The organism is Pseudomonas sp. B21128 (genome assembly GCF_044218865.1).
Classification (GTDB): domain Bacteria; phylum Pseudomonadota; class Gammaproteobacteria; order Pseudomonadales; family Pseudomonadaceae; genus Aquipseudomonas; species Aquipseudomonas iridis.
On the sequence record NZ_CP162590.1, the window covers coordinates 3531317 to 3553115 of the forward strand.

The window sequence follows — 21799 nt, forward strand, 5'->3', positions numbered from 1 at the left end:
GTTCCGGCCTGATCGCGGGCAAGCCCGCTCCCACAGGAAATGAGTGATGGCTGATTACTGCGTGACTTGCTGGCTCTTGAGCGTCTGCTCCAGCGCCTGCACGCAGCGTTCTTCGGCGGTATCGAGTTCCAGCTTCATCTGCTCGATGTCGAGCAATTGCTGCTCCAGTTGTTCCCGGCGCTCGCTGATTTTCGCCAGCATGCTGTTGAGTTGTTTGGTGTTACCGCTGGACGGGTCGTAGAGTTCGATCAGTTCGCGGCATTCGGCCAGCGAGAAACCGATGCGCTTGCCGCGCAGGATCAGCTTCAGGCTGACTTTGTCGCGGGGCGAATAGATGCGTTCCTGGCCGCGACGCTCAGGGCTGAGCAGGCCTTGCTCTTCATAAAAGCGAATTGCCCGGGTGGTGATGTCCAGCTCGCGGGCAAGGTCGGAAATGCTATAGGTCTGGCTGCTCATGAAAGCGCTCGATAAAAGGTCTTGGCGCTAAGCTAATGGCAGGTTGACGTTTACGTCAAGAAGGATGAATCGTTGTTGTCAGGGCTGGCCTGTTCGCGAGCAAGCTCGCTCCCACAGTGGGTCTGTTTTGAATACAAAATAGGTGACCGGCCGAGAGCCCTGTGGGAGCGAGCTTGCTCGCGATGGCCGCAATGCGGTGCAGAGTCCTACACCTTGTCGAGCTTCTTCTCATGTGCCGTCACCTGCTGGCACAACTCGATCATCTGCTCGCGCATCCAGCGATTCGCCGGGTCCTGATCGGTGCTCTCGTGCCAATACAGGTGCGTCTCCACCGGTGGCACATCGTTGACCGGCAGATTAAACGCATGCAGTTCATGGCGACGGGCGAAACGCTCCGGCACGGTCATGACCATGTCGGTCTGCTGCATCACCTGGGACGCCATCAAATAATGCTGCGAGCGCAATGCGATCTTGCGCTGAATGCCCATTTTCCCAAGTGCCAGGTCCACATAGCCGAGGCCGCTGCGACGGCTGGAGATATGGATGTGCGTCAGCGACAGATAGTCATCGAGGGAGAATTTTTCCTTGCCCGCCATCGGATGGCCCTTACGCATCGCGCAAACGTAGCGGTCTTCCATCAGCTTGACGTGACGCACCTGCGGGTCGGTGTTGAGCGGCGCATCCACGGCAAAATCCAGACGTCCGGCCGCCAGTTCCTTGGTGGTTTCGCGACGTTTGGACAGGAAACTCTCAATGATTACCGTCGGCGCCAAACGGCGCAAACGCTGGAACAGCGGCGGCAAAATCACTGCCTCGGTGAGGTCGGTCATGCTGATGCGGTAGGTCTTGACCGCTTGCGCCGGGTTGAAAATGCGACTTTCCTGAACCGATACGCGCAATAGCGACAGCGCGTTGCGCACCGGGCCGATGATGTTCTGTGCCATCGGCGTCGGCACCATGCCCTGAGCCGTGCGTACGAAGAGCGGGTCGTTGAACGTCTCGCGCAACCGCGCCAGCGCGTTGGACACCGCCGGCTGCGTGATGCCGACAATCTGCCCGGCACGGGTCAAGTTGGCTTCGGTGTAGATCGCGTCGAAGACGATGAAAAGGTTGAGGTCGACCTTGCTCAGATTCATTACGCGGCTTCTCTTGTTTTTAAGGGCAGGTGTTTTGGGGCTGACAATCAGCCGATCATATATCGGTGATGAATGTTAATACACGCCGAGAATAGGCTAGGTAAATTATCAACGCTGTTCTAGCATCGATTGCATGACTTAAACAACCTCTGCCCAAGAAGGTAATTGCTCATGGATTTCGCTTATTCGCCCAAGGTGCAAGAACTGCGTGAGCGCGTGACCGCGTTCATGGACACTTACGTTTACCCGGCCGAAGCCGTGTTCGAACGCCAGGTTGCCGAAGGCGACCGCTGGCAGCCGACGGCGATCATGGAGGAGCTCAAAGTCAAGGCCAAGGCGCAGGGATTGTGGAATCTGTTTCTGCCGGAATCGGAACTCGGCGCCGGTCTGACCAATCTTGAATACGCGCCCCTGGCAGAAATCATGGGGCGCTCCTTGCTCGGGCCAGAGCCGTTCAATTGCTCGGCGCCGGACACCGGCAACATGGAAGTGCTGGTGCGTTACGCCAACGAAGAACAGAAACAGCGCTGGCTCGAACCGCTGCTGCGCGGTGAGATCCGCTCGGCGTTTGCCATGACCGAACCGGACGTCGCTTCGTCCGACGCCACCAACATGGCCGCCCGCGCCGTGCGTGATGGCGACGAGTGGGTGATCAACGGCAAGAAGTGGTGGACCTCCGGCGCCTGCGACCCACGCTGCAAAATCCTCATCTTCATGGGCCTGAGCAATCCTGATGCGCCGCGCCACGCGCAGCACTCGATGATCCTCGTGCCGGTTGACACCCCCGGCGTGAAAATCGTCCGTCCGCTGCCGGTATTCGGTTATGACGACGCGCCGCATGGTCACGCTGAAGTGCTGTTCGACAACGTACGCGTGCCGTACGAAAACGTCCTGCTGGGTGAAGGACGCGGCTTCGAAATCGCTCAGGGTCGCCTTGGCCCAGGCCGAATTCACCACTGCATGCGATCGGTCGGCATGGCGGAACGTGCGCTGGAATTGATGTGCAAACGCTCGGTGAGCCGCACTGCGTTCGGCAAGCCTTTGGCGCGTCTGGGCGGTAACGTCGACAAGATCGCCGACTCACGGATGGAAATCGACATGGCGCGTCTGCTGACGTTGAAAGCGGCCTACATGATGGACACTGTCGGTAACAAAGTGGCGAAGAGCGAGATCGCACAGATCAAGGTTGTCGCGCCGAACGTGGCACTTCGCGTGATTGATCGGGCGATCCAGATGCATGGCGGGGCAGGGGTGTCTAACGATTTCCCGTTGGCCTACATGTACGCCATGCAGCGCACCCTGCGCCTGGCTGACGGCCCGGACGAAGTGCACCGCGCGGCGATCGGCAAGTTCGAGATCGGCAAGTATGTGCCGAAGGAAATGCTGCGTAGCGAACGCTGATTCAACACCGTGTCATCGTTCATCGCTGGCAAGCCAGCTCCCACAGGGACCTCCAGTGAGCACAAATTTTGTGAACACCCGAGAAACCTGTGGGAGCTGGCTTGCCAGCGATGGCATCAGCAGGTTCACCCAATCACATCAGGTTCAGTAGATCCAAACCTCAACCCGCCGATTCTTGATCCGACCTTCATCCGCGCTATTGGCCGCCACCGGCATCTGCGCGCCAAACCCGCGCACCTCGCGCAGCACCACGCCGTTTTTCACCAACTCACGCCGCACGGCCATCGCCCGCAATTTGGACAACAAGTCCGCCCGCGCCGGGTCGTCCTTGACGTCGCCAAACCCCACCAGCGTTACCGCACGATCGGTTTTGTCGTGGCGCTTTATATAGTCGAACACCCGAGCCAGATCCTGCCGAGCCTTGTTGTCGAGGCTGGCACTGCCTTCCTCGAAACGAAAATTGACTGTCAGACGTTGGGCGTGACGGCTTAGGGATTGATACCCCTCAGGCATCAGCGCATTCGGTGCGACGGTCATCGCATGCACGGTCTGACTGATGAAACCGTTGGCCGCAACAATCGCCTGGCCCTGACGACTTTGCGCAAACGCCACCAATGCCTTGGCCCACGGGTTTTGGCTGTCGGGCGGCAGATAGAAGAACAATCGTCGCGACAGCGGATAGTCTTCGGTGGCGATCAAGCTGTTGAGTGGCAGCATCGATTGCGACGCGCCATCGGCTATCGCCACCGCTTTGGCCTGCCGCACGTACGGCAAACCGATGAAGCCGATCCCCTGTGGATCGCTGCTGACGGCGTCGGATAACTGCTCGCTGGATTCAAACCTTTTCGCCGCGCTACTCAGACTTTTCCCACGACGACTCAGGACCAATTCCTTAAACGTGTCGTACGTACCGGACTGATCATCTCGCGCATATAAATGAATGGCGCCACCACGCCCGCCGAGGTCTTCCCAGGTTTTTAGCTCGCCACTGAAGATCCGCGCCAGTTGTTCGGTATCCAGTTGCTGCAATGGATTATCGGGGTGGAGGATGATCGCCAGGCCATCAATGGCAATGACTTGCTCGGCGCCGGGGCTTTTCAGATCGCCGAGTGAGTGCAGTGTCTGTAACTCGCCATCCTTGATCTCGCGGGAAGATGCGGCCAGATCGGCGCTGGCGTTTTTCAATGCGACGAATCCGGTACTAGAACCGTGGGCCGCAACTTCCACGACAACGCGTTGACCTTGCGCGGTCTGCCCAACGATCCGCCGTTCATTGGCGCTGTCCGCGGTTTCGCGGTGGATCTTCAGCAGACCCTGCTCTCGCAGCAGTCCTTCAACCAGTGCCGGGCCGAGTTCGGCGCCAATGGTGTTGGATCCCTGGATGCGCAGTGCCGGGCCGTTTTGAGCGATGGGCAGGGCAGCGGCGGAGACCTTCAGCCATGTGCCCAACAGAAAAACCAGTAAAACACGCAGGGTCATGCCGGCACCGATTGAAGCCAAGGGGATTGCCGGGGAGATTAAGTCAGGCGTATGACCAAAACATGACAGCGATTCAATGTGGGAGCGAGCAGGCTCGCTCCCGCAGGGGGATTTCAGATGATTTGAAGATCAGCTCAGTTCAAGCCAGATCGGCGCATGGTCCGAAGGCTTTTCCATGCCGCGCAATTCATAGTCGACACCCGCCGCTTTTACCCGAGGCAGCAAACCGTGGGATGCCAGGATCACGTCGATGCGCAACCCGCGTTTCGGTTCATCTTCAAAACCACGGCTGCGGTAGTCGAACCAGCTGAACATGTCGGTCACGTCCGGGTTCAGGTGGCGGTAGCTGTCGGTCAGGCCCCAGTTTTTCAGGCGGGCCATCCACTCGCGCTCTTCCGGCAGAAAGCTGCACTTGCCGGTTTTCAGCCAGCGCTTCATGTTGTCCGGGCCGATGCCAATGTCGCAGTCTTCCGGTGAAATGTTCACATCGCCCATCACCACCACCGGCTGTTCGTTGCTGAACCGGCTTTCCAGCAGGGTTTGCAGATCGCTGTAGAAACGCTGCTTGGCGGGGAATTTGGTTGGATGGTCGCGGCTCTCACCCTGTGGGAAATAACCGTTCATGATCGTCACCGGCACGCCATTGGCGTCAGCGAAAGTGCCCCAGATGAAGCGGCGCTGGGCGTCTTCTTCGTCAGTCGCGAAACCTTTGTGGATAGCAATCGGCTCCTGACGCGAGAGCATTGCCACGCCGTAATGGCCTTTCTGGCCATGGAAATACACGTGGTAGCCAAGGGCGCGTACTTCTTCCAGCGGAAACTGATCGTCGTGGACCTTGGTTTCCTGCAGGCCGATCACGTCCGGCTGGTGTTTTTCGATCAGCGCTGCCAGCTGATGCGGACGGGCGCGCAGTCCGTTGATGTTGAAGGAAACAATCTTCATGGTCGGCAGTCCTGGCAAAAGGGCGATGCTAGCTGACATGTGGGATGGGGGCCAGTGTTGGGGTAGGCAGATTCGGTTTGGTCTGTGGGGTTTGTGCTGTCTGCAGTGGCGCCATCGCTGGCAAGCCAGCTCCCACAGGGATCTGCAGCGAACAAAAATTCTGTGAACACCCGAGAAATCTGTGGGAGCTGGCTTGCCAGCGATGGCGTCCGTTCAGTCGATGAAGATCCCGCTTTGGTCTATACCTGTGGGGAACCGCAGCATCACCAAAAGGTTCGTACCAACAAGAGCCCCGCCATTCAAGCGGTGCCAGGGGAGAATCACTGACATGCCTGAAACCCAGACCGCCATCGCCGACATTCATATGCTCGACCGCGGTTATTCCCGCGAAGCCCGATCCCTGCTTTATCAGGCCTATCGCCACGAGCCGACCTTCGGTTACCTGTTTGAAGCCGAGCGTCCCGGATACGAGCAGCGCGTGCGCGCGACGGTGCGCGAACTGGTCAAGCAGCACTTTCTTCAGGACTTGCCCGCCATTGGCCTGCTGGTCAACGACCGCCTGATCGGCATCGCTCTGATCGCGCCGCCGCAGCGCCGTTTGGGCATCACCGAAAGTTGGGCATGGCGCCTGCGCATGGTGCTCAGCACCGGTTTTCGCTGCACCAGGCGCTATCTGGAATATCACGATGCCGTCGCCGCGTGCGTGCCGAGTGATTCGGTGCACATGTTGCCGCTGCTCGGCATTCACCCGCAGTTCCAGGGCAAGCACTTCGGCGAGCAACTGCTGACGGCCGTACACAACTGGTGCGCGGTGGACGAAACGTCGCAAGGCGTGGTGCTCGACACCGGCAATCCGCGCTATCTGGAATTTTACAAACGACAGGGTTACGAGGAGATCGGCGAAGTTGCCGTCGGCCCAGTGCGCGAGCATGTGTTTTTCCATGCCAATCCGCAGGTGTTACAAACTGCGACCGCATAATCATCGAACTTTTCGAGACAAGTCCGGTTCTATCAGGCTCTCAAGCTCGTGATAGCATCCGCGCCTATGAATTTTCCAGGAAGATTTACCAGTGGCGTGCTCATGCTGTTATCCAGCTGCGCGGCGCTGGCGCAAAGTGAATTGGATGTGCGGATCAAACCGTCCAACGATGAACTCAAGGCCAATATAGAAGGCTATATCGGCAGCCTCGGTGACCGCGACGAAGAAGCCTTGCTGCGCTTCAGTCGTGGTGCCGAGGAGCAGGCGCGCAAAGCCGCGCAGGCTTTGGGCTACTACCAGCCGCAGATCGACAGTGATGTGAAGGGCGGCGACAAGCCGCGCCTGGTGCTGAACATCGATCCCGGCGAGCCGATCCGTCTGCGCAACGTGACCATTCGCGTCGACGGGCCAGCGGCCTCGTTCAAATCCTTTCGCGTACCCAAAGCCGATGTGCTCAAGCCCGGCGCGGTGCTCAACCACGGTCGCTACGAAGACGCCAAGCGGCTGATCCAGAATCAGGCCTCGCGCTTCGGTTATTTCAGTGGCCATTTCACCCGTCAAAAACTCTTGGTCGACCCGCGCGCAGGCGTCGCCGATGTTGAACTGATTTATGAAAGCGGCCCGCGTTATGCGCTGGGTAAAGTCAGTTTCGAGGGCGATACGCCCTTCGACGAAGACTTGCTGCAACGCATGGTGCCATTCAAACCGGGCGAGCCTTACGACTCCGAACTGATCGCCGAACTCAATCGTGATCTGCAATCGAGCGGCTACTTCGAAGGCGTGCGGGTCGACGCCGCGCCGACTGCCGCAAAAAATGACGTGATCCCGGTGGACGTCAAACTCGACACGCGCAAGCCGCGCACCATGGGCCTGGGTCTCGGCTATTCGACCGACGTCGGCCCACGGATCAAAGCCAACTGGACGCGCCATTGGGTCAATCCGCAGGGCGACAGCTACGGCTGGGAAGCCGAACTCTCGGCGCCGCGGCAGAACGTCGGGCTGTTCTACGACATCCCGCTCGACCCGCCGTTGACCGACAAATTGCGTTGGGCCGGCGGTTATCAATTCGAAGACATCGAAGGTTCCGACACGCTCAGCAAACTGCTGACCTTCGGCCCGGAATGGCACAGCAAGTTGCCCAGCGGCTGGCAACGGGTGATTTCGCTGAAATGGCAGCGCGAGGAATACGAGCTTGGCGACGACTCGGGCCTGAGTACCTTGCTGATGCCCGGCATCAGTTACTCGTACCTCAAAAGTGACAACCGCATCGACCCGCACAACGGCTACCGCCTGACCTTTGAAAGCAAAGTCGCGAAAGAGGGCGTTGGCTCCGACACCAACCTTTTATATGGCACCGCGCTGGTCAAGGGCTTGACCACGGTGTTCGACAAGCACCGTCTGCTCGGTCGCGTGCAGGTCGGCGGCAGCGCCACTAACGGTTACAAATCGGTGCCGCCGTCGCTGCGCTTCTTTGCCGGTGGCGATCAGAGCGTACGCGGTTACGACTACCAGAGCCTGTCCCCGGAAAACTCCGATGGCGACCGCATCGGTGGCCGCTACATGATTGCCGGCAGTGTTGAATATCAATACTCCGTCGCGGAGAAATGGCGAGTCGCGACCTTCGTCGATCAGGGCAACTCCTTCAACAAACTCGAACTGCCGGACCTCAAGACCGGGGTCGGTATCGGTGTGCGCTGGGTTTCTCCGGTGGGGCCGATCCGCCTCGACCTGGCCCATGCGCTGGACGACGATGGCGGCATCCGGCTGCACTTTTCCATGGGGCCTGAGCTGTGAAGCGTGGTTTGCAAATTACCGCACTGACGTTGTTGACGTTGGTGTTCTTGATTGTATTGAGTGTGGCCGTCGTACTCGGAACCCACACCGGCAGCCGCTGGGCGCTGGGTCTGGTGCCGGGCTTGAGCACGGAGAATTTCCAGGGGCGCCTCGGCGGGCAATGGAGCGCCGATCATCTCGTCTGGCAGCAAGACAGCAGCCGGGTCGAACTGGACCAGGCAATCTTCGCCTGGTCGCCGCTGTGCCTGACACGCATGACGTTGTGCATCGATCAACTCAAGGCTGATCGGGTTGTTTTGCAATTCCCGCCGAGTGAAGAAACCACCGAAAGCGGCCCGATCAAACTGCCGGATCTGCAATTGCCGCTGGGCCTCGAACTGGGCAATGTGCAGGTCGGCAGTTTGCTGTTCAACGGCAGCGAACAACTCAAAGGCCTGCAACTGGCGGCCCACTGGACCGCTAAAGGCTTGCAGATCGACAGCGTGAAATTGCAACGCGATGAGTTGAGCCTGAACCTGTCCGGGTTGCTCCAGCCCACCGGTAACTGGCCGCTGAACATTGCAGGGGATCTGACCCTGCCGTCTCCAGGCACCGATCCCTGGACGCTGGCGTTGAAAGTCGACGGCGATCTGTTGAAGACCCTCAACCTGCACGCCGACAGTCGTGGCTACCTTGATGGCCAGTTGAGCGGCGAACTGCAACCGCTGGCGGAAAACCTGCCGGCCAAGGTGCGTATCACGTCCGAGGCGTTCAAACCGAGCGCTGATCTGCCGGATACCCTGCAACTCAATCAACTGGTATTGACCGGCGAAGGCGACCTGAAAAACGGTTACCAGCTAAATGGCAACGCCACGCTGCCCGCCGATAAAGGCCCGGTGGCGTTGTTGCTCAAAGGCAAGGTCGACGCCAGCAGCGCGCAAATCGCCGGCCTCGACCTGACCGCCAACGACCAGCAGAGCCTCAAACTGACCGGCAGCGTCGACTGGAGCAAAGGCATCACGGCTCAAGCCAACATCCATTGGCAGGACTTCCCGTGGCATCGGCTCTACAACGAAATCGACGAGCCACAGGTCGCCTTGCGTACCTTCAACGGCGAAGTTTCTTACACCGACGGTCAGTACATCGGTAACTTCGCCGCCGCGCTGGATGGCCCAGCGGGCGCATTCAGCCTGAGCAGTCCGTTCAGCGGCAGCCTTAAACAGATCGCTTTGCCGCAACTGAAAATGGAAGCCGGGCAGGGCAAGGCCGAAGGGCACGTGAACGTGCAGTTTGCGGACGGCATTGCCTGGGACGCGGCGCTGGATCTGTCGGCACTCAACCCGGCGTACTGGGTTGCAGAACTACCGGGCACCCTGGCGGGGCCGTTGAAAAGCCAAGGCGAAATGAAGAACGAGCGCTTGAGCCTGACGGCCGATCTCGACCTCAAAGGCAAACTGCGCGGTCAACCGGCGATCCTCCAGGCCAAGGCCGACGGCGCTGGCGAACTATGGAATCTGAATGCCCTGCAAATCCGCCTCGGCGACAACAGCATCAGCGGCAAGGGCAGTCTGCAACAGAAACTCACCGGGCAGATCGACATCAAGTTGGCCCGTCTGGCCCAGCTCTGGCCAGAACTGCGCGGGCAGATCAACGGCCAGGTCAACGTCGCCGGCACATTGAAAGCACCGCAAGGCAAGCTCGGTCTGCAAGGTTCGCAACTGGCCTTTCAGGATAATCGCCTGCAAAGCCTCAATCTCGACGCCACCCTCGACAGCGCACAGCGAGCGAAGATCGATCTGAAGGGCAGCGGCATTCAGGCCGGTGACACGAATTTGGGCACCCTGACCGCCAGCGCCCAAGGCGACATCAAGCGCCAGAAACTCAATCTCGACCTGCTCGGGCCGAAACTGAAACTGGCGCTTGGCCTGGACGGCAATCTGGACAAGGGCAATTGGCGCGGGCGCCTGGCCAGCGGCGACATTCAGGCCGGCGGCCAGGATTGGAAACTGCAAAACCCGGCCAGGCTCGAGCGTCTGGCTGACGGCAAAATCAACTTCGGCGCCCATTGCTGGGTGTCCGGCAGCGCCAGCTTCTGCGGTGAAGATCAACGGCTGATGCCCGAGCCGAAACTGCGTTACCACCTCAAGCAATTCCCGATTGAAAGCCTCGCGCAGTGGTTGCCGAAAGACTTCGCCTGGCAGGGCAAGCTCAATGCCGATCTGCAACTGGACTTGCCGGCCAGCGGCCCCAATGGCGTAGTCAGCATCGACGCCAGCGGCGGCACCTTGCGTATGCGTGAGAAGGAGCAGTGGCTCGACTTTCCGTACCAGACGCTGAAACTCACCAGCAAGCTGACCCCGAAACGTATCGACACCGACCTCAACTTTGTCGGCGGCAAACTCGGCGAACTGATGGTGCAGGCCCAGCTCAATCCGCTGCCGAAAAACAAACCGCTGAGCGGCTCGTTCCGCCTGAGCGGGCTGGACCTGTCCGTGGCGCGGCCGTTTGTGCCGATGGTCGAGAAACTTACCGGGCGCCTCAACGGCAGCGGCACGATCTCCGGTGGTCTGCTCGCACCCTTGGTCAACGGCACTGTGCAACTCAGCGATGGCGAAGTGTCCGGCGCCGAGTTGCCGATGGAACTGCAGGATCTGCAAGTCAAAGCGATGATTGCCGGTGAGTCGGTGCGTTTGGACGGCGGCTGGAAAAGCGGCAAGAGCGGGCAGGGCAGCCTGAACGGCAACATCACCTGGGGCCAGGCGCTGGTGGTGGATCTGGCGCTCAAGGGCACGCAATTGCCGGTCAGCGTCGAACCCTACGCCAAGCTTGAAGTGGCGCCGGACCTGAAGATTTCCATGGCCGGCGATGAGCTGAAAATTGCCGGCAGAGTGCTGGTGCCCAAAGGCGAAATCACCGTGCGTGAATTGCCGCCATCGACGGTGAAGGTCTCCGATGACACGATCATCGTCGGCGCGCAGACCGAACAGGGCAAACCCCCAATCGCCATGAAAATGGACATCGACGTGGTGGTCGGGCAAGACAAGTTGAGCTTCGCCGGTTTTGGCCTGACCGCCAATCTGCAAGGTCAGGTCCACATCGGTGACAACATGGACACTCGCGGCGAACTCTGGCTCAACGACGGGCGTTACCGCGCCTACGGCCAGCGCCTGACGGTGCGGCGTGCGCGTCTGCTGTTCGCTGGCCCCATCGATCAGCCGTATCTGGATATCGAAGCGATTCGCCAGACAGACGACGTGATCGCTGGTATTCGCCTGAGTGGCAGCGCCGAACAACCGACCACGCAGATCTTCTCGGAGCCGGCGATGAGCCAGGAACAGGCGTTGTCCTATCTGGTGCTCGGGCGTCCGTTGAGCACCAGCGGTGAAGACAACAACATGCTCGCGCAAGCGGCGTTGGGCCTGGGCTTGATGGGCAGCGCCGGGGTCACCAGTGGTCTGGCCAAGGATCTGGGTATCCAGGATTTCCAGCTCGACACGCAGGGCAGCGGCGACGCTACCAGCGTGGTGGCCAGCGGCAATATCTCCGAGAAGCTCAGTTTGCGTTACGGCGTTGGCGTGTTTGAACCGGCCAGCACCATTGCCCTGCGGTACAAGCTGAGCAAGAAGGTTTACGTCGAAGTCGCCAGTGGCGTGGCCAGTTCTCTGGACATTTTCTATAAGCGCGATTTCTAGGTCGCGTTGCCGATAACCGGATCGCCGCGCGCGATCCGGTTATCGGCGGATGTATTAGACTCAGCGGACTTGAAAGCCGCGCGGGCCGTTGCCTGACGCCTCATAGGTTGGTCTTATGATCCGCTTGAGCACGATCCTGCTCGGTAAAGACTTTGTCCGCAAACGCTGGTCATCGCTGGCCCTGATCGGCGTGGTCTGGGGCGCGGCGGGCGTGGCGATATTCATCGATGCGCTCGACGGCGTGATGTATTTTCCGCTGCATTTTTTTGGCTATCTGCTGTTACTCGATGCCTTGATCATCCTGCTGGTGCCCGCACCGCGAACCGGCACCGCTGCCGCTTTGCGCAAAGCGCGAGGTGTGGCTTTCCTGATACTCGGGCTGCTGATCGTCGACAGGCAACATGCTGCCGGCCTGATTCTCGCGGTGCTGTTTGGCGGGGCTTTTCTGGTTGATGGCGGCTTTCGTCTGGTAGCGGCAGTTGTCGTGCGGTTTGTCGGCTGGCGACTGTCGTTGCTGACGGGGTTGTTCGAAATCGGTTTTGGCCTGTTCATCCTCGAACCGTACCCGACGCTCTACAAAGGAACGGTGCCGTTCTGCATTGGCATGAGTATTTTCCTCTCGGGAAGTGCCTTGTTGCGCCAGGCCATCCGTTTCAAAAACTGGCAGTCGCCGATCGGCATTTCCCCCGTCAGCGCGCCGGCATGCAGCAACGCACTGGTGATCCATGTCTGGACACCCAGCGGCACGGTCGACGACACCCTGGTCCGTAACCGCCTGCTCAATCGTTATATCGCGGCGGTCGACGTCAATGGCGTCATCTCTGCCGGCCACGCCGCACTCGAGTGCGGGCCGGACATCTACATCAGCCACTATCCGCAGGACGACATTGACCGTTCGGCCGGGGATTTCGTGCGGTTGCTGCGGGCGACGCCGAACAACGATGTCGCCGGCAGGTTTTTACCCGCTTATCCGAGCGAGGTCGCCGACTGGTGTCCATCGTCGGTTCAAGTCAGATTTGCCCTTTATGATGCGCAGCGATTGGCCGGGTTCTGGGCCAATTATCGGCAGAACGCCACCTACAACCTCACCAGCCGCAATTGCTCCAGTGCCGTCGCCCATAGCCTGGAAGCGGCCCTTGAAGGCGCGATGAATCGGGGCAAATCAAGCATGCTGGATTTTGCCCGGATCATCATCAGCCCCGAATTCTGGGTAGCGGCCCAGGTGCGCAAACGCGCCGAAGCCATGGCCTGGACGCCCGGCCTGGTGCTCGATTACGCCCGGGCATTGCGGGCCGCCGTCGAGCCAGCACCGCCGGGCTGGCACAGCATGTATGCAGTGACCAAACGTGCTTGTGGGTATGTGGCCACTGCCTTACGGGGGCGCAAAGTGCATCCGTTGCAACCGCCATCGTCAGTGCGTCCCCCCGACGAATCCTGATCGACGTTACACCTAGTTGCGCCCTTCGCGAGCAAGCTCGCTCCCACACTGGATTGGCGTTCGCAGGAGATCCCCTGTGGGAGCGAGCTTGCTCGCGAAGGCGTCCGGCTGTGCGGCACAAAAACCGAGTCCACCGGTCAGCTAATTACCTAGCCTGCTAACGATTTTATTGACATTCGCTGCCTAGGCAGTAATATCTCGACATACATTCACTGCCTAGGCAGTTATTAGGTGAGCAAATGAAGCATTTCACCCCGGACGAATTCAAACACTGCCATCTGGGCCTGTTGCTTGGCCGTGCCGCATTGCTTAAGGACCGGATCATCGACACCCACATGGAACCCCACGGCATCACTGCCGCGCAGTTCAAGGTGTTGATCATCATGGCCCAGTTCGGCGTCGATACGCCGGCCGAGCTGTGCCGGCACTTGTCGCTGGACAGCGGTTCGATGACACGCATGCTTGATCGTCTGGAGCAGAAAGGCTTTCTGGTTCGCCAACGCAGCGAAGGCGATCGCCGTCAGGTGCAACTGAAACTGACCGAACAAGGCCAGCAACTGGCTGATCGCCTGCCGCACATCGGCGCCGATGCAATGAATGAACTGGCCGGCGCCGTCACTCCGGACGAGTTGAAAACCCTGGAATACATCCTCAAGAAAATTCTGCTGGCAGCCGGTGACCCGATCACTATCCAGCGGTTAGGTGAACACAATGAGCGGTAAAACCTTGCGCAGCAGCCTCACTTTGGTGCTGTCGGCGATGATTCTCGCCGGTTGCGCCAACTACAGCGGCCTCGACACTCAAGGCCAGAGCCTCGATGCGAAGAGCCTCAAAGTCGGTCAGTCGCTCAATGGCGTCACGTTGTCACCGGCGGCCTGGCCGAAAAGCGATTGGTGGACCAGCCTCGGCGATCCGCAACTCGACGGCTTGATCCGCGAAGCCCTGCACGACAGCCCCGACATGCAGATCGCCGAAGCCCGCGCCCACCAGGCCAGCGCCGCGGCATATGCCGCCGATGCCGAGCGTTATCCGACCCTCGACGCCAGCGCCGGCATCAGCCGCTCGCGCCTGGCCAAGGATCAGGACCCGCGAGGGCAGGGCGATGCCTACGCCACCGTGCGTAACGTCAGCGCCGGCTTCAATTACAACTTCGACCTGTGGGGCGGTCAGCGTGATGCGTGGGAAGCCGCGCTCGGTGAGGCCCGTGCCGCCGAAGTCGATCGTCAGGCAGCGCAGTTGACTCTCGCCGCCGACGTCGCCCGCGCTTACAGCGATCTCGGTCAGGCGCACATCGTTTACGACCTGGCCAACGAAGACCTCAAGCGCACCAAGCAGATGCTCGAACTGAGCCAGCGCCGCTTGAGTGCCGGCATCGACAGTCAGTATCAGTTCCAGCAGACCCAAAGCCTTGAGGCCAGCTCCGAAGCCAGTCTGATCGATGCGGAAAAACGCCTGAACAGCGCCAGGATCGCCCTGGCCGTGCTGCTCGGCAAAGGCCCGGATCGCGGCAACGAAATCGCCCGCCCGAAAATCCTCCAGGCCAGCGCCGTGGCCGTACCGTCGGTGTTGCCGGCGGAACTGCTCGGTCGTCGTCCGGATCTGGTCGCCGCCCGCTGGCGCGTGGAAGCCGCGAGCAAAGACATCGACTCGGCGAAAACCCGGTTCTATCCCAACCTGAACCTCACGGCCTCGGCCGGTGCGGAATCGTTGTTGGGTGATGCGATGTTTGGTTCGGCCAGTCGCTTCTTCAATATTGCCCCGACGATTTCGGTGCCGATCTTCGACGGTGGACGCCTGCGCGCCAATCTCGATGCGCGCGACGCCGATTACGATCTGGCGGTGGCGCAGTACAACAAAAGTCTGGTGAAAGCACTGGGCGATGTCAGCGACACGATTAACCAGTTGCGTGACATCGGCCGGCAGATCGGTGCGCAGCAACACGCCACCGACATTGCGCAGGACTCTTACAACACCGTCGTCCAGCGTTACGGTTCCGGCATCGGTAATTACCTGGACGTGCTCAGCATCGAGCAGCAATTGCTCCAGGCCCAACGCCAGTTGGCCAACCTCAATGCCGAGCAGATCGACCTGTCGATTCAACTGATGCAAGCGCTGGGCGGCGGCTTCCAGGGGCAAACCCTGACCGCAGCCAACGCCCGCCCAGCCACGCCGCACAACTAATTCAAGGTATTTGTCATGGCCACTGCCGAAAACACCCAAGCTCAAGACAACACCCCGGACACCGGCAACCCGCGCAAACGCAAAGTGATGCTGCTGACGCTGGCCGTTGTGGTGATCCTCGCCATCGCCGGCGTCTGGGTTTATCACGAATTCATCGGGCGCTGGAGTGAAAGCACCGACGACGCCTACGTCAACGGCAACGTCGTTGAAATCACCCCGCTGGTGACGGGTACCGTGGTCAGCATCGGTGCTGATGATGGCGATCTGGTTCACGAAGGTCAGGTGCTGATCAACTTCGACCCCAACGATGCTGAAGTCGGCCTGCAAAGTGCTCAGGCAAAACTGGCGCGCACCGTGCGTCAGGTGCGCGGCTTGTACAGCAACGTCGATGGCATGAAAGCCCAGGTCAACGCCCAGCAAGCTGAAGTGCAGAAAGCCCAGGACAACTACAACCGCCGCAAGAGTCTTGCCTCGGGCGGGGCGATTTCCCAGGAAGAACTGTCCCACGCTCGCGATGACCTGACCTCGGCGCAAAACGCCCTGGCCAACGCCAAACAGCAACTGAAAACCACCAGCGCACTGGTCGACGACACCGTGGTTTCGTCGCATCCGGACGTGATGTCGGCCGCCGCCGATCTGCGTCAGGCCTATCTGACCAATGCCCGCAGCACCTTGATTGCACCGGTCACCGGTTACGTCGCCAAACGCACCGTGCAGCTCGGTCAGCGTGTGCAACCGGGCACCGCGCTGATGGCGGTTATCCCGCTGGATCAACTGTGGATCGACGCCAACTTCAAGGAAACCCAGTTGCGTGACATGCGCATCGGCCAGCCGGTGGACATCGAATCCGACATCTACGGCAGCGACGTGAAATACAGCGGCACCATCGACAGCCTCGGCGCCGGCACTGGCAGCGCGTTTGCCCTGTTGCCTGCGCAGAACGCCACCGGTAACTGGATCAAGATCGTCCAGCGTGTGCCGGTACGCATTCACATCAACGCTGAAGAACTGGCGAAGCATCCGCTGCGCGTCGGCCTGTCGACCAACGTCGAGGTCAATCTACACGACCAGAGCGGCCCGGTACTGGCCCAGCAGCCGCCGCAAAAAGCCTCGTTCAGCACCAACGTCTACGACCGTCAACTGGCCGAAGCCGACGCGATGATTGCGCGGCTGATCCACGACAACAGCGCCGCGGCCAGCAAAACCGCGCAACGCTGAGATCGCATCTGACCCTGTAGGAGTGAGCTTGCTCGCGAAAGCGGTGCGTCATTCAGCATTGATTTGTCTGACAGACCGCCTTCGCGAGCAAGCTCACTCCCACAAGGACATGGCGTCAACCTGGTTTCAAAGGATTCACGATGAGCAATAACGCCTCTTTTACGCCGCCCAGCCTGTTGCTCAGCACCATCGGCCTGTCGCTGGCGACGTTCATGCAAGTGCTCGACACCACCATCGCCAACGTGGCGCTGCCGACGATTTCCGGCAACCTCGGCGTGAGTTCGGAGCAGGGCACCTGGGTGATCACCTCGTTCGCCGTCAGTAACGCGATTGCGCTGCCGCTGACCGGTTGGCTCAGCCGCCGGTTCGGCGAGGTGAAGCTGTTTCTCTGGGCGACCATTCTGTTTGTACTGGCGTCGTTCCTTTGCGGTATCTCGACGTCGATGCCGGAACTGATTGGTTTTCGGGTGCTGCAAGGTCTGGTCGCCGGGCCGCTGTACCCGATGACACAAACATTGTTGATCGCTGTTTATCCCCCCGCTAAACGGGGGATGGCGCTCGCGTTACTGGCGATGGTCACGGTGGTTGCGCCGATTGCCGGGCCGATCCTCGGTGGCTGGATCACCGACAGTTACAGCTGGCCGTGGATCTTCTTCATTAACGTGCCGATCGGCATCTTTGCGGTGATGGTGGTGCGTTCGCAACTGGCCAAGCGTCCGGTGGTGACCAGTCGCCAGCCGATGGATTACGTCGGGCTGATCTCGCTGATCATCGGTGTCGGCGCGTTGCAGGTCATCCTCGACAAGGGCAATGACCTGGACTGGTTCGAGTCGAACTTCATCATCATCGGCGCGGCGATTTCGGTGGTTGCGCTAGCGGTGTTCGTGATCTGGGAAATGACCGATCAGCACCCGGTGGTCAATCTGCGCCTGTTCGCCCATCGCAACTTCCGCATCGGCACGATTGTGCTGGTGTTGGGTTACGCCGGGTTCTTCGGTATCAACCTGATCCTGCCGCAATGGCTGCAAACCCAGATGGGTTACACCGCGACCTGGGCCGGTCTGGCCGTGGCACCGATCGGCATTCTGCCGGTGCTGCTGTCGCCCTTTGTCGGCAAGTACGCGAACAAGTTCGACCTGCGCCTGCTGGCCGGGCTGGCGTTTCTGGCGATTGGCCTGAGCTGCTTCATGCGCGCCGGGTTCACCAACGAGGTGGACTTCCAGCATATCGCGCTGGTGCAACTGTTCATGGGCATTGGCGTGGCGCTGTTCTTCATGCCGACGTTGAGCATCTTGATGTCGGACTTGCCGCCAAGCCAGATCGCTGACGGCGCAGGCCTTGCGACATTTTTGCGTACCTTGGGCGGCAGCTTCGCGGCGTCGCTGACCACATGGATCTGGATTCGTCGCGCGGATCAGCATCATGCGTACATGAGTGAAAGTATCAGCACTTTCGAGCCGGCGACGCGCGAGACCTTGCATTCGTTGGGCGGGGCGAGCCAATCGGCCTATGCACAGATGGATCAGATTCTGACCAGCCAGGCGTACATGCTCTCCACCGTGGATTACTTCACGCTGTTGGGTTGGGGCTTTATGGGGTTGATATTGATTGTGTGGCTGGCGAAGCCGCCGTTTGCGGCGAAGGCGGGGCCTGCTGCTTCGGGGCATTGAAGATCAAAAGCCAGATCAAAAGCCCCTCACCCTAGCCCTCTCCCGGAGGGAGAGGGGACTGATTGGGGTGTTCTTTCAAGGTGCATTGGCCTGAAATTCCGAGCCGAACTCAGGTGTTGGAAAGCATTACTTGAGGAATCTGGTCGAACCCAGGTTTGAACAGCATGAAGATCTGCTCCCGTTCCCCCTCTCCCCCTTGGGGGAGAGGGCTGGGGTGAGGCTCTTCAGCCGTGCGGCAATGCCAGCGGCGGGGCAAAGTCGAACGGCGCCAGCGCATACCCGTTTTCATCCACCTGCAACGCCCAACCCTGACGATCCCAATCACCCAGCACAATCCGCTTCGCCGCCTGCTCACCGAGCTGCAGCTTGTGGATCGCCGGACGATGGGTGTGGCCGTGAATCAGGGTCTTTACGCCAAATGCCTGCATGATCCGCGGAATCTCCTCGGGCGTGACATCGACAATGTCATTGGCCTTCATCCGCGTCTGCGCCCGGCTCTCGCTGCGCAGTTTGCGCGCCAGTTTATGGCGGGTGCGCAGTGGCAGGTGGCGCAGGACAAACAGGGTGACCGGGTTGCGCAGATAACGCCGCAGCTTCATATAGCCGACGTCGCGGGTGCAGAGGCTGTCGCCGTGCATCAACAGCACTGGCTCGCCATAAAACTGCACGACACTCGGGTCCTTCAATAATGTGCAGCCGGCCTGTTTGCAAAAGGCCTTGCCGAGCATGAAGTCGCGATTGCCGTGCATCAGAAATATCGCCGTGCCGCTGTCACTCAATTCGCGCAGGGCCTGGCAGATGGAACGCTGGAAAGGTGTCATGGCATCGTCGCCAATCCACGCTTCGAAGAAGTCGCCCAGAATGTACAACGCACTCGCCGAGCGGGCGCGTCCGGCGAGCAAATCCAGAAACGCCCGGGTGATGTCCGGGCGCTCCTCTTCCAGATGCAAGTCTGAAATCAGCAATATCACGCTTCGATGATCTCGGCTTTCTCGATGATCACGTCGTCTGCGGGTACGTCCTGGTGGCCTGCCTTGGACGTGGTGGAAACGCCTTCGATCTTGTCGACAACGTCGAAGCCCGCAACCACTTTACCGAATACCGCGTAACCCCAACCCTGAGCGGTCTTGGCGGTGTGGTTGAGGAAGCCGTTGTCGGTGGCGTTGATGAAGAACTGCGCCGATGCCGAATGCGGGTCCATGGTGCGGGCCATGGCCAGGGTGTACTTCTCGTTCTTCAGGCCGTTGTCAGCTTCGTTCTGAATGCTTGGGCTCTTGTCTTTCTTTTCTTTCATGCCAGGCTCGAAACCGCCGCCCTGGATCATGAAACCTTTGATCACACGGTGGAACACGACGTTCTCGTAGTGACCTTTTTTAACGTATTCGATGAAGTTGGCCGCGGTGATCGGGGCTTTTTCTTCGTTCAGCTCGATGACGATGTCACCGAAGTTAGTGGTCAGTTTTACTTGAGTCATGATCGCTACTCTTTATAAGGAATTCGTGGGTATGGGCCATTTGCAGCCTTTACCGGTTCAGCCCTTGAAGGCCGAGGTGCGCAGTTTAGCGTGACAGGCGTGAATTTCGAGGCAGTTTTTCATTTCCGTGCGATTAAATGCACGCCTTTATAGGGCCTGCTCTGTCAGCCCCTTGACAGCATCGGCTATGATAGCGGCTTTGTTTTGTCTGGCCCCTCTTCTGCGGCCGCGCACATGTAAGTCAAGGATCCTATGAGCAAGCCCACTGTCGACCCTACCTCGAATGCCAAGTCCGGCCCCGCCGTGCCGGTCAACTTCCTGCGGCCGATCATCCAGGCAGACCTGGACTCGGGCAAGCACACCAAGATCATCACCCGTTTTCCGCCTGAGCCCAACGGCTACCTGCACATCGGCCACGCCAAGTCGATCTGCGTGAACTTCGGCCTGGCCCAGGAGTTCGGCGGCGTCACGCACCTGCGTTTCGACGACACCAACCCGGCCAAGGAAGATCAGGAATACATCGACGCGATCGAAAGCGACGTCAAATGGCTGGGCTTTGAATGGTCCGGCGAAGTGCGCTACGCCTCGCAGTATTTCGATCAGTTGCACGACTGGGCCGTCGAGCTGATCAAGGCCGGCAAGGCCTACGTCGACGACCTGACGCCCGAGCAAGCCAAGGAATACCGCGGCAGCCTGACCGAGCCGGGCAAGAACAGCCCGTTCCGTGACCGTTCGGTTGAAGAGAACCTCGACTGGTTCGCCCGCATGCGCGCCGGTGAGTTCCCGGACGGCGCCCGCGTGCTGCGTGCCAAGATCGACATGGCCTCGCCGAACATGAACCTGCGCGACCCGATCATGTACCGCATCCGCCACGCCCATCACCATCAGACCGGTGACAAGTGGTGCATCTACCCGAACTACGACTTCACCCACGGTCAGTCGGACGCCATCGAAGGCATCACCCACTCGATCTGCACCCTGGAATTCGAAAGCCATCGTCCGCTGTACGAGTGGTTCCTCGATGCGCTGCCAGTACCGGCGCACCCGCGTCAGTACGAGTTCAGCCGCCTGAACCTCAACTACACCATCACCAGCAAGCGCAAGCTCAAGCAACTGGTGGATGAAAAGCACGTCAATGGCTGGGACGATCCGCGCATGTCCACGCTGTCGGGCTTCCGTCGTCGTGGCTATACGCCGAAATCGATCCGTAACTTCTGCGAAATGATCGGCACCAATCGTTCAGACGGCGTGGTCGACTTCGGCATGCTCGAATTCAGCATCCGTGACGACCTCGACCACAGCGCCCCGCGTGCCATGTGCGTGCTGCGTCCGCTGAAAGTCGTGATCACCAACTACCCGGAAGGCCAGGTCGAGAACCTCGAACTGCCGCGCCATCCGAAAGAAGACATGGGCGTGCGCGCTCTGCCGTTCGCCCGGGAAATCTACATCGACCGTGAAGACTTCATGGAAGAGCCGCCGAAGGGCTACAAGCGTCTGGAATCGGGTGGCGAAGTGCGTCTGCGCGGCAGCTATGTGATCCGCGCCGACGAAGCAATCAAGGACGCCGACGGCAACATCGTCGAGCTGCGTTGCTCCTACGACCCCGAAACCTTGGGCAAGAACCCGGAAGGCCGCAAGGTCAAAGGCGTGATCCACTGGGTGCCGGCCGCCGCCAGCATCGAGTGCGAAGTGCGTCTGTACGATCGTCTGTTCCGTTCGGCCAACCCGGAGAAGGCCGAAGACAGCGCCAGTTTCCTCGACAACATCAACCCTGATTCGCTGCAAGTGCTGACCGGTTGTCGTGCTGAGCCATCGCTTGGCAATGCACAGCCGGAAGACCGTTTCCAGTTCGAGCGCGAAGGCTACTTCGTTGCCGATATCAAGGACTCGAAACCAGGTCAGCCGGTATTCAACCGTACCGTGACCCTGCGTGATTCGTGGGGCCAGTGATTTAGCGTCA

16 protein-coding genes are annotated in these 21799 nt (G+C 59.9%); 10 read left to right on the top strand and 6 right to left on the bottom strand.

The annotated features are described in order from the left end of the window. Positions 1 to 54 precede the first annotated feature (54 nt). Both AB4P91_RS15715 and AB4P91_RS15720 read right to left on the bottom strand, forming a co-directional pair. Positions 55 to 456, bottom strand: coding sequence for a MerR family DNA-binding transcriptional regulator (locus tag AB4P91_RS15715; protein WP_150592331.1), 402 nt, complete (start codon positions 454 to 456; stop codon positions 55 to 57). Between the two features lie 206 nt (positions 457 to 662). Further along, a complete protein-coding gene (locus AB4P91_RS15720) occupies positions 663 to 1592 on the bottom strand; it encodes a LysR family transcriptional regulator (RefSeq protein ID WP_042559911.1) in 930 nt (309 codons plus the stop codon). 171 nt (positions 1593 to 1763) lie between these two features. Here AB4P91_RS15720 and AB4P91_RS15725 point away from each other — a divergent pair, with 171 nt between their 5' ends. Beyond that, a complete protein-coding gene (locus tag AB4P91_RS15725) occupies positions 1764 to 2993 on the top strand; it encodes an acyl-CoA dehydrogenase (RefSeq protein ID WP_395603154.1) in 1230 nt (409 codons plus the stop codon). A gap of 144 nt (positions 2994 to 3137) precedes the next feature. Here the strand turns inward: AB4P91_RS15725 and AB4P91_RS15730 are convergent, their stop codons facing one another. Both AB4P91_RS15730 and xthA read right to left on the bottom strand, forming a co-directional pair. Beyond that, positions 3138 to 4472 (bottom strand): substrate-binding domain-containing protein, encoded by a 1335-nt coding sequence (locus AB4P91_RS15730; protein ID WP_395603155.1) that lies wholly within the window; start codon positions 4470 to 4472, stop codon positions 3138 to 3140. 129 nt (positions 4473 to 4601) lie between these two features. Further along, positions 4602 to 5414, bottom strand: a complete 813-nt coding sequence (xthA, locus tag AB4P91_RS15735) for an exodeoxyribonuclease III (RefSeq protein ID WP_150592329.1) — start codon at positions 5412 to 5414, stop codon at positions 4602 to 4604. A gap of 328 nt (positions 5415 to 5742) precedes the next feature. Here xthA and AB4P91_RS15740 point away from each other — a divergent pair, with 328 nt between their 5' ends. From AB4P91_RS15740 to AB4P91_RS15775, 8 genes are all read left to right on the top strand, one after another. Next, a complete protein-coding gene (locus AB4P91_RS15740) occupies positions 5743 to 6393 on the top strand; it encodes an N-acetyltransferase (RefSeq protein WP_007912451.1) in 651 nt (216 codons plus the stop codon). A 66-nt stretch (positions 6394 to 6459) separates the two neighbouring features. After that, positions 6460 to 8187 carry an autotransporter assembly complex family protein gene (locus AB4P91_RS15745; RefSeq protein WP_150597260.1) on the top strand — a complete coding sequence of 576 codons (1728 nt, stop codon included), beginning with the start codon at positions 6460 to 6462 and terminating at the stop codon, positions 8185 to 8187. Beyond that, positions 8184 to 11858: a translocation/assembly module TamB domain-containing protein gene (locus AB4P91_RS15750; RefSeq protein WP_395603156.1), complete on the top strand. Its 3675-nt coding sequence runs from the start codon at positions 8184 to 8186 to the stop codon at positions 11856 to 11858. The genes AB4P91_RS15745 and AB4P91_RS15750 overlap by 4 nt, the downstream gene beginning before the upstream one ends. A gap of 115 nt (positions 11859 to 11973) precedes the next feature. Next, positions 11974 to 13296: an HdeD family acid-resistance protein gene (locus AB4P91_RS15755; protein ID WP_395603157.1), complete on the top strand. Its 1323-nt coding sequence runs from the start codon at positions 11974 to 11976 to the stop codon at positions 13294 to 13296. Between the two features lie 239 nt (positions 13297 to 13535). Next, entirely contained in the window at positions 13536 to 14018 is a 483-nt protein-coding gene (locus tag AB4P91_RS15760) for a MarR family winged helix-turn-helix transcriptional regulator (RefSeq protein ID WP_150592326.1), read from the top strand. Beyond that, the gene (locus tag AB4P91_RS15765) at positions 14008 to 15477 is read left to right on the top strand and encodes an efflux transporter outer membrane subunit (RefSeq protein ID WP_395603158.1); all 1470 of its coding nucleotides are present in this window, start codon (positions 14008 to 14010) and stop codon (positions 15475 to 15477) included. The genes AB4P91_RS15760 and AB4P91_RS15765 overlap by 11 nt, the downstream gene beginning before the upstream one ends. A 15-nt stretch (positions 15478 to 15492) precedes the next feature. After that, positions 15493 to 16695, top strand: a complete 1203-nt coding sequence (locus AB4P91_RS15770) for an efflux RND transporter periplasmic adaptor subunit (RefSeq protein ID WP_150592324.1) — start codon at positions 15493 to 15495, stop codon at positions 16693 to 16695. A 140-nt stretch (positions 16696 to 16835) separates the two neighbouring features. Next, the gene (locus AB4P91_RS15775; protein WP_150592323.1) at positions 16836 to 18365 is read left to right on the top strand and encodes a DHA2 family efflux MFS transporter permease subunit; all 1530 of its coding nucleotides are present in this window, start codon (positions 16836 to 16838) and stop codon (positions 18363 to 18365) included. A 224-nt stretch (positions 18366 to 18589) separates the two neighbouring features. Here AB4P91_RS15775 and lpxH read toward each other — a convergent pair whose 3' ends face one another. Further along, positions 18590 to 19336, bottom strand: a complete 747-nt coding sequence (gene lpxH, locus AB4P91_RS15780) for a UDP-2,3-diacylglucosamine diphosphatase (RefSeq protein WP_150592322.1) — start codon at positions 19334 to 19336, stop codon at positions 18590 to 18592. Continuing rightward, on the bottom strand, positions 19333 to 19839 hold the full coding sequence (locus AB4P91_RS15785; RefSeq protein ID WP_042559899.1) for a peptidylprolyl isomerase: 507 nt from the start codon (positions 19837 to 19839) through the stop codon (positions 19333 to 19335). Before AB4P91_RS15785 ends, lpxH begins: the two co-directional genes overlap by 4 nt. 252 nt (positions 19840 to 20091) lie before the next feature. On the opposite strand from AB4P91_RS15785, the gene AB4P91_RS15790 reads away from it, so the two are divergent. Beyond that, positions 20092 to 21789, top strand: coding sequence for a glutamine--tRNA ligase/YqeY domain fusion protein (locus AB4P91_RS15790; protein ID WP_042559898.1), 1698 nt, complete (start codon positions 20092 to 20094; stop codon positions 21787 to 21789). Positions 21790 to 21799 lie beyond the last annotated feature (10 nt).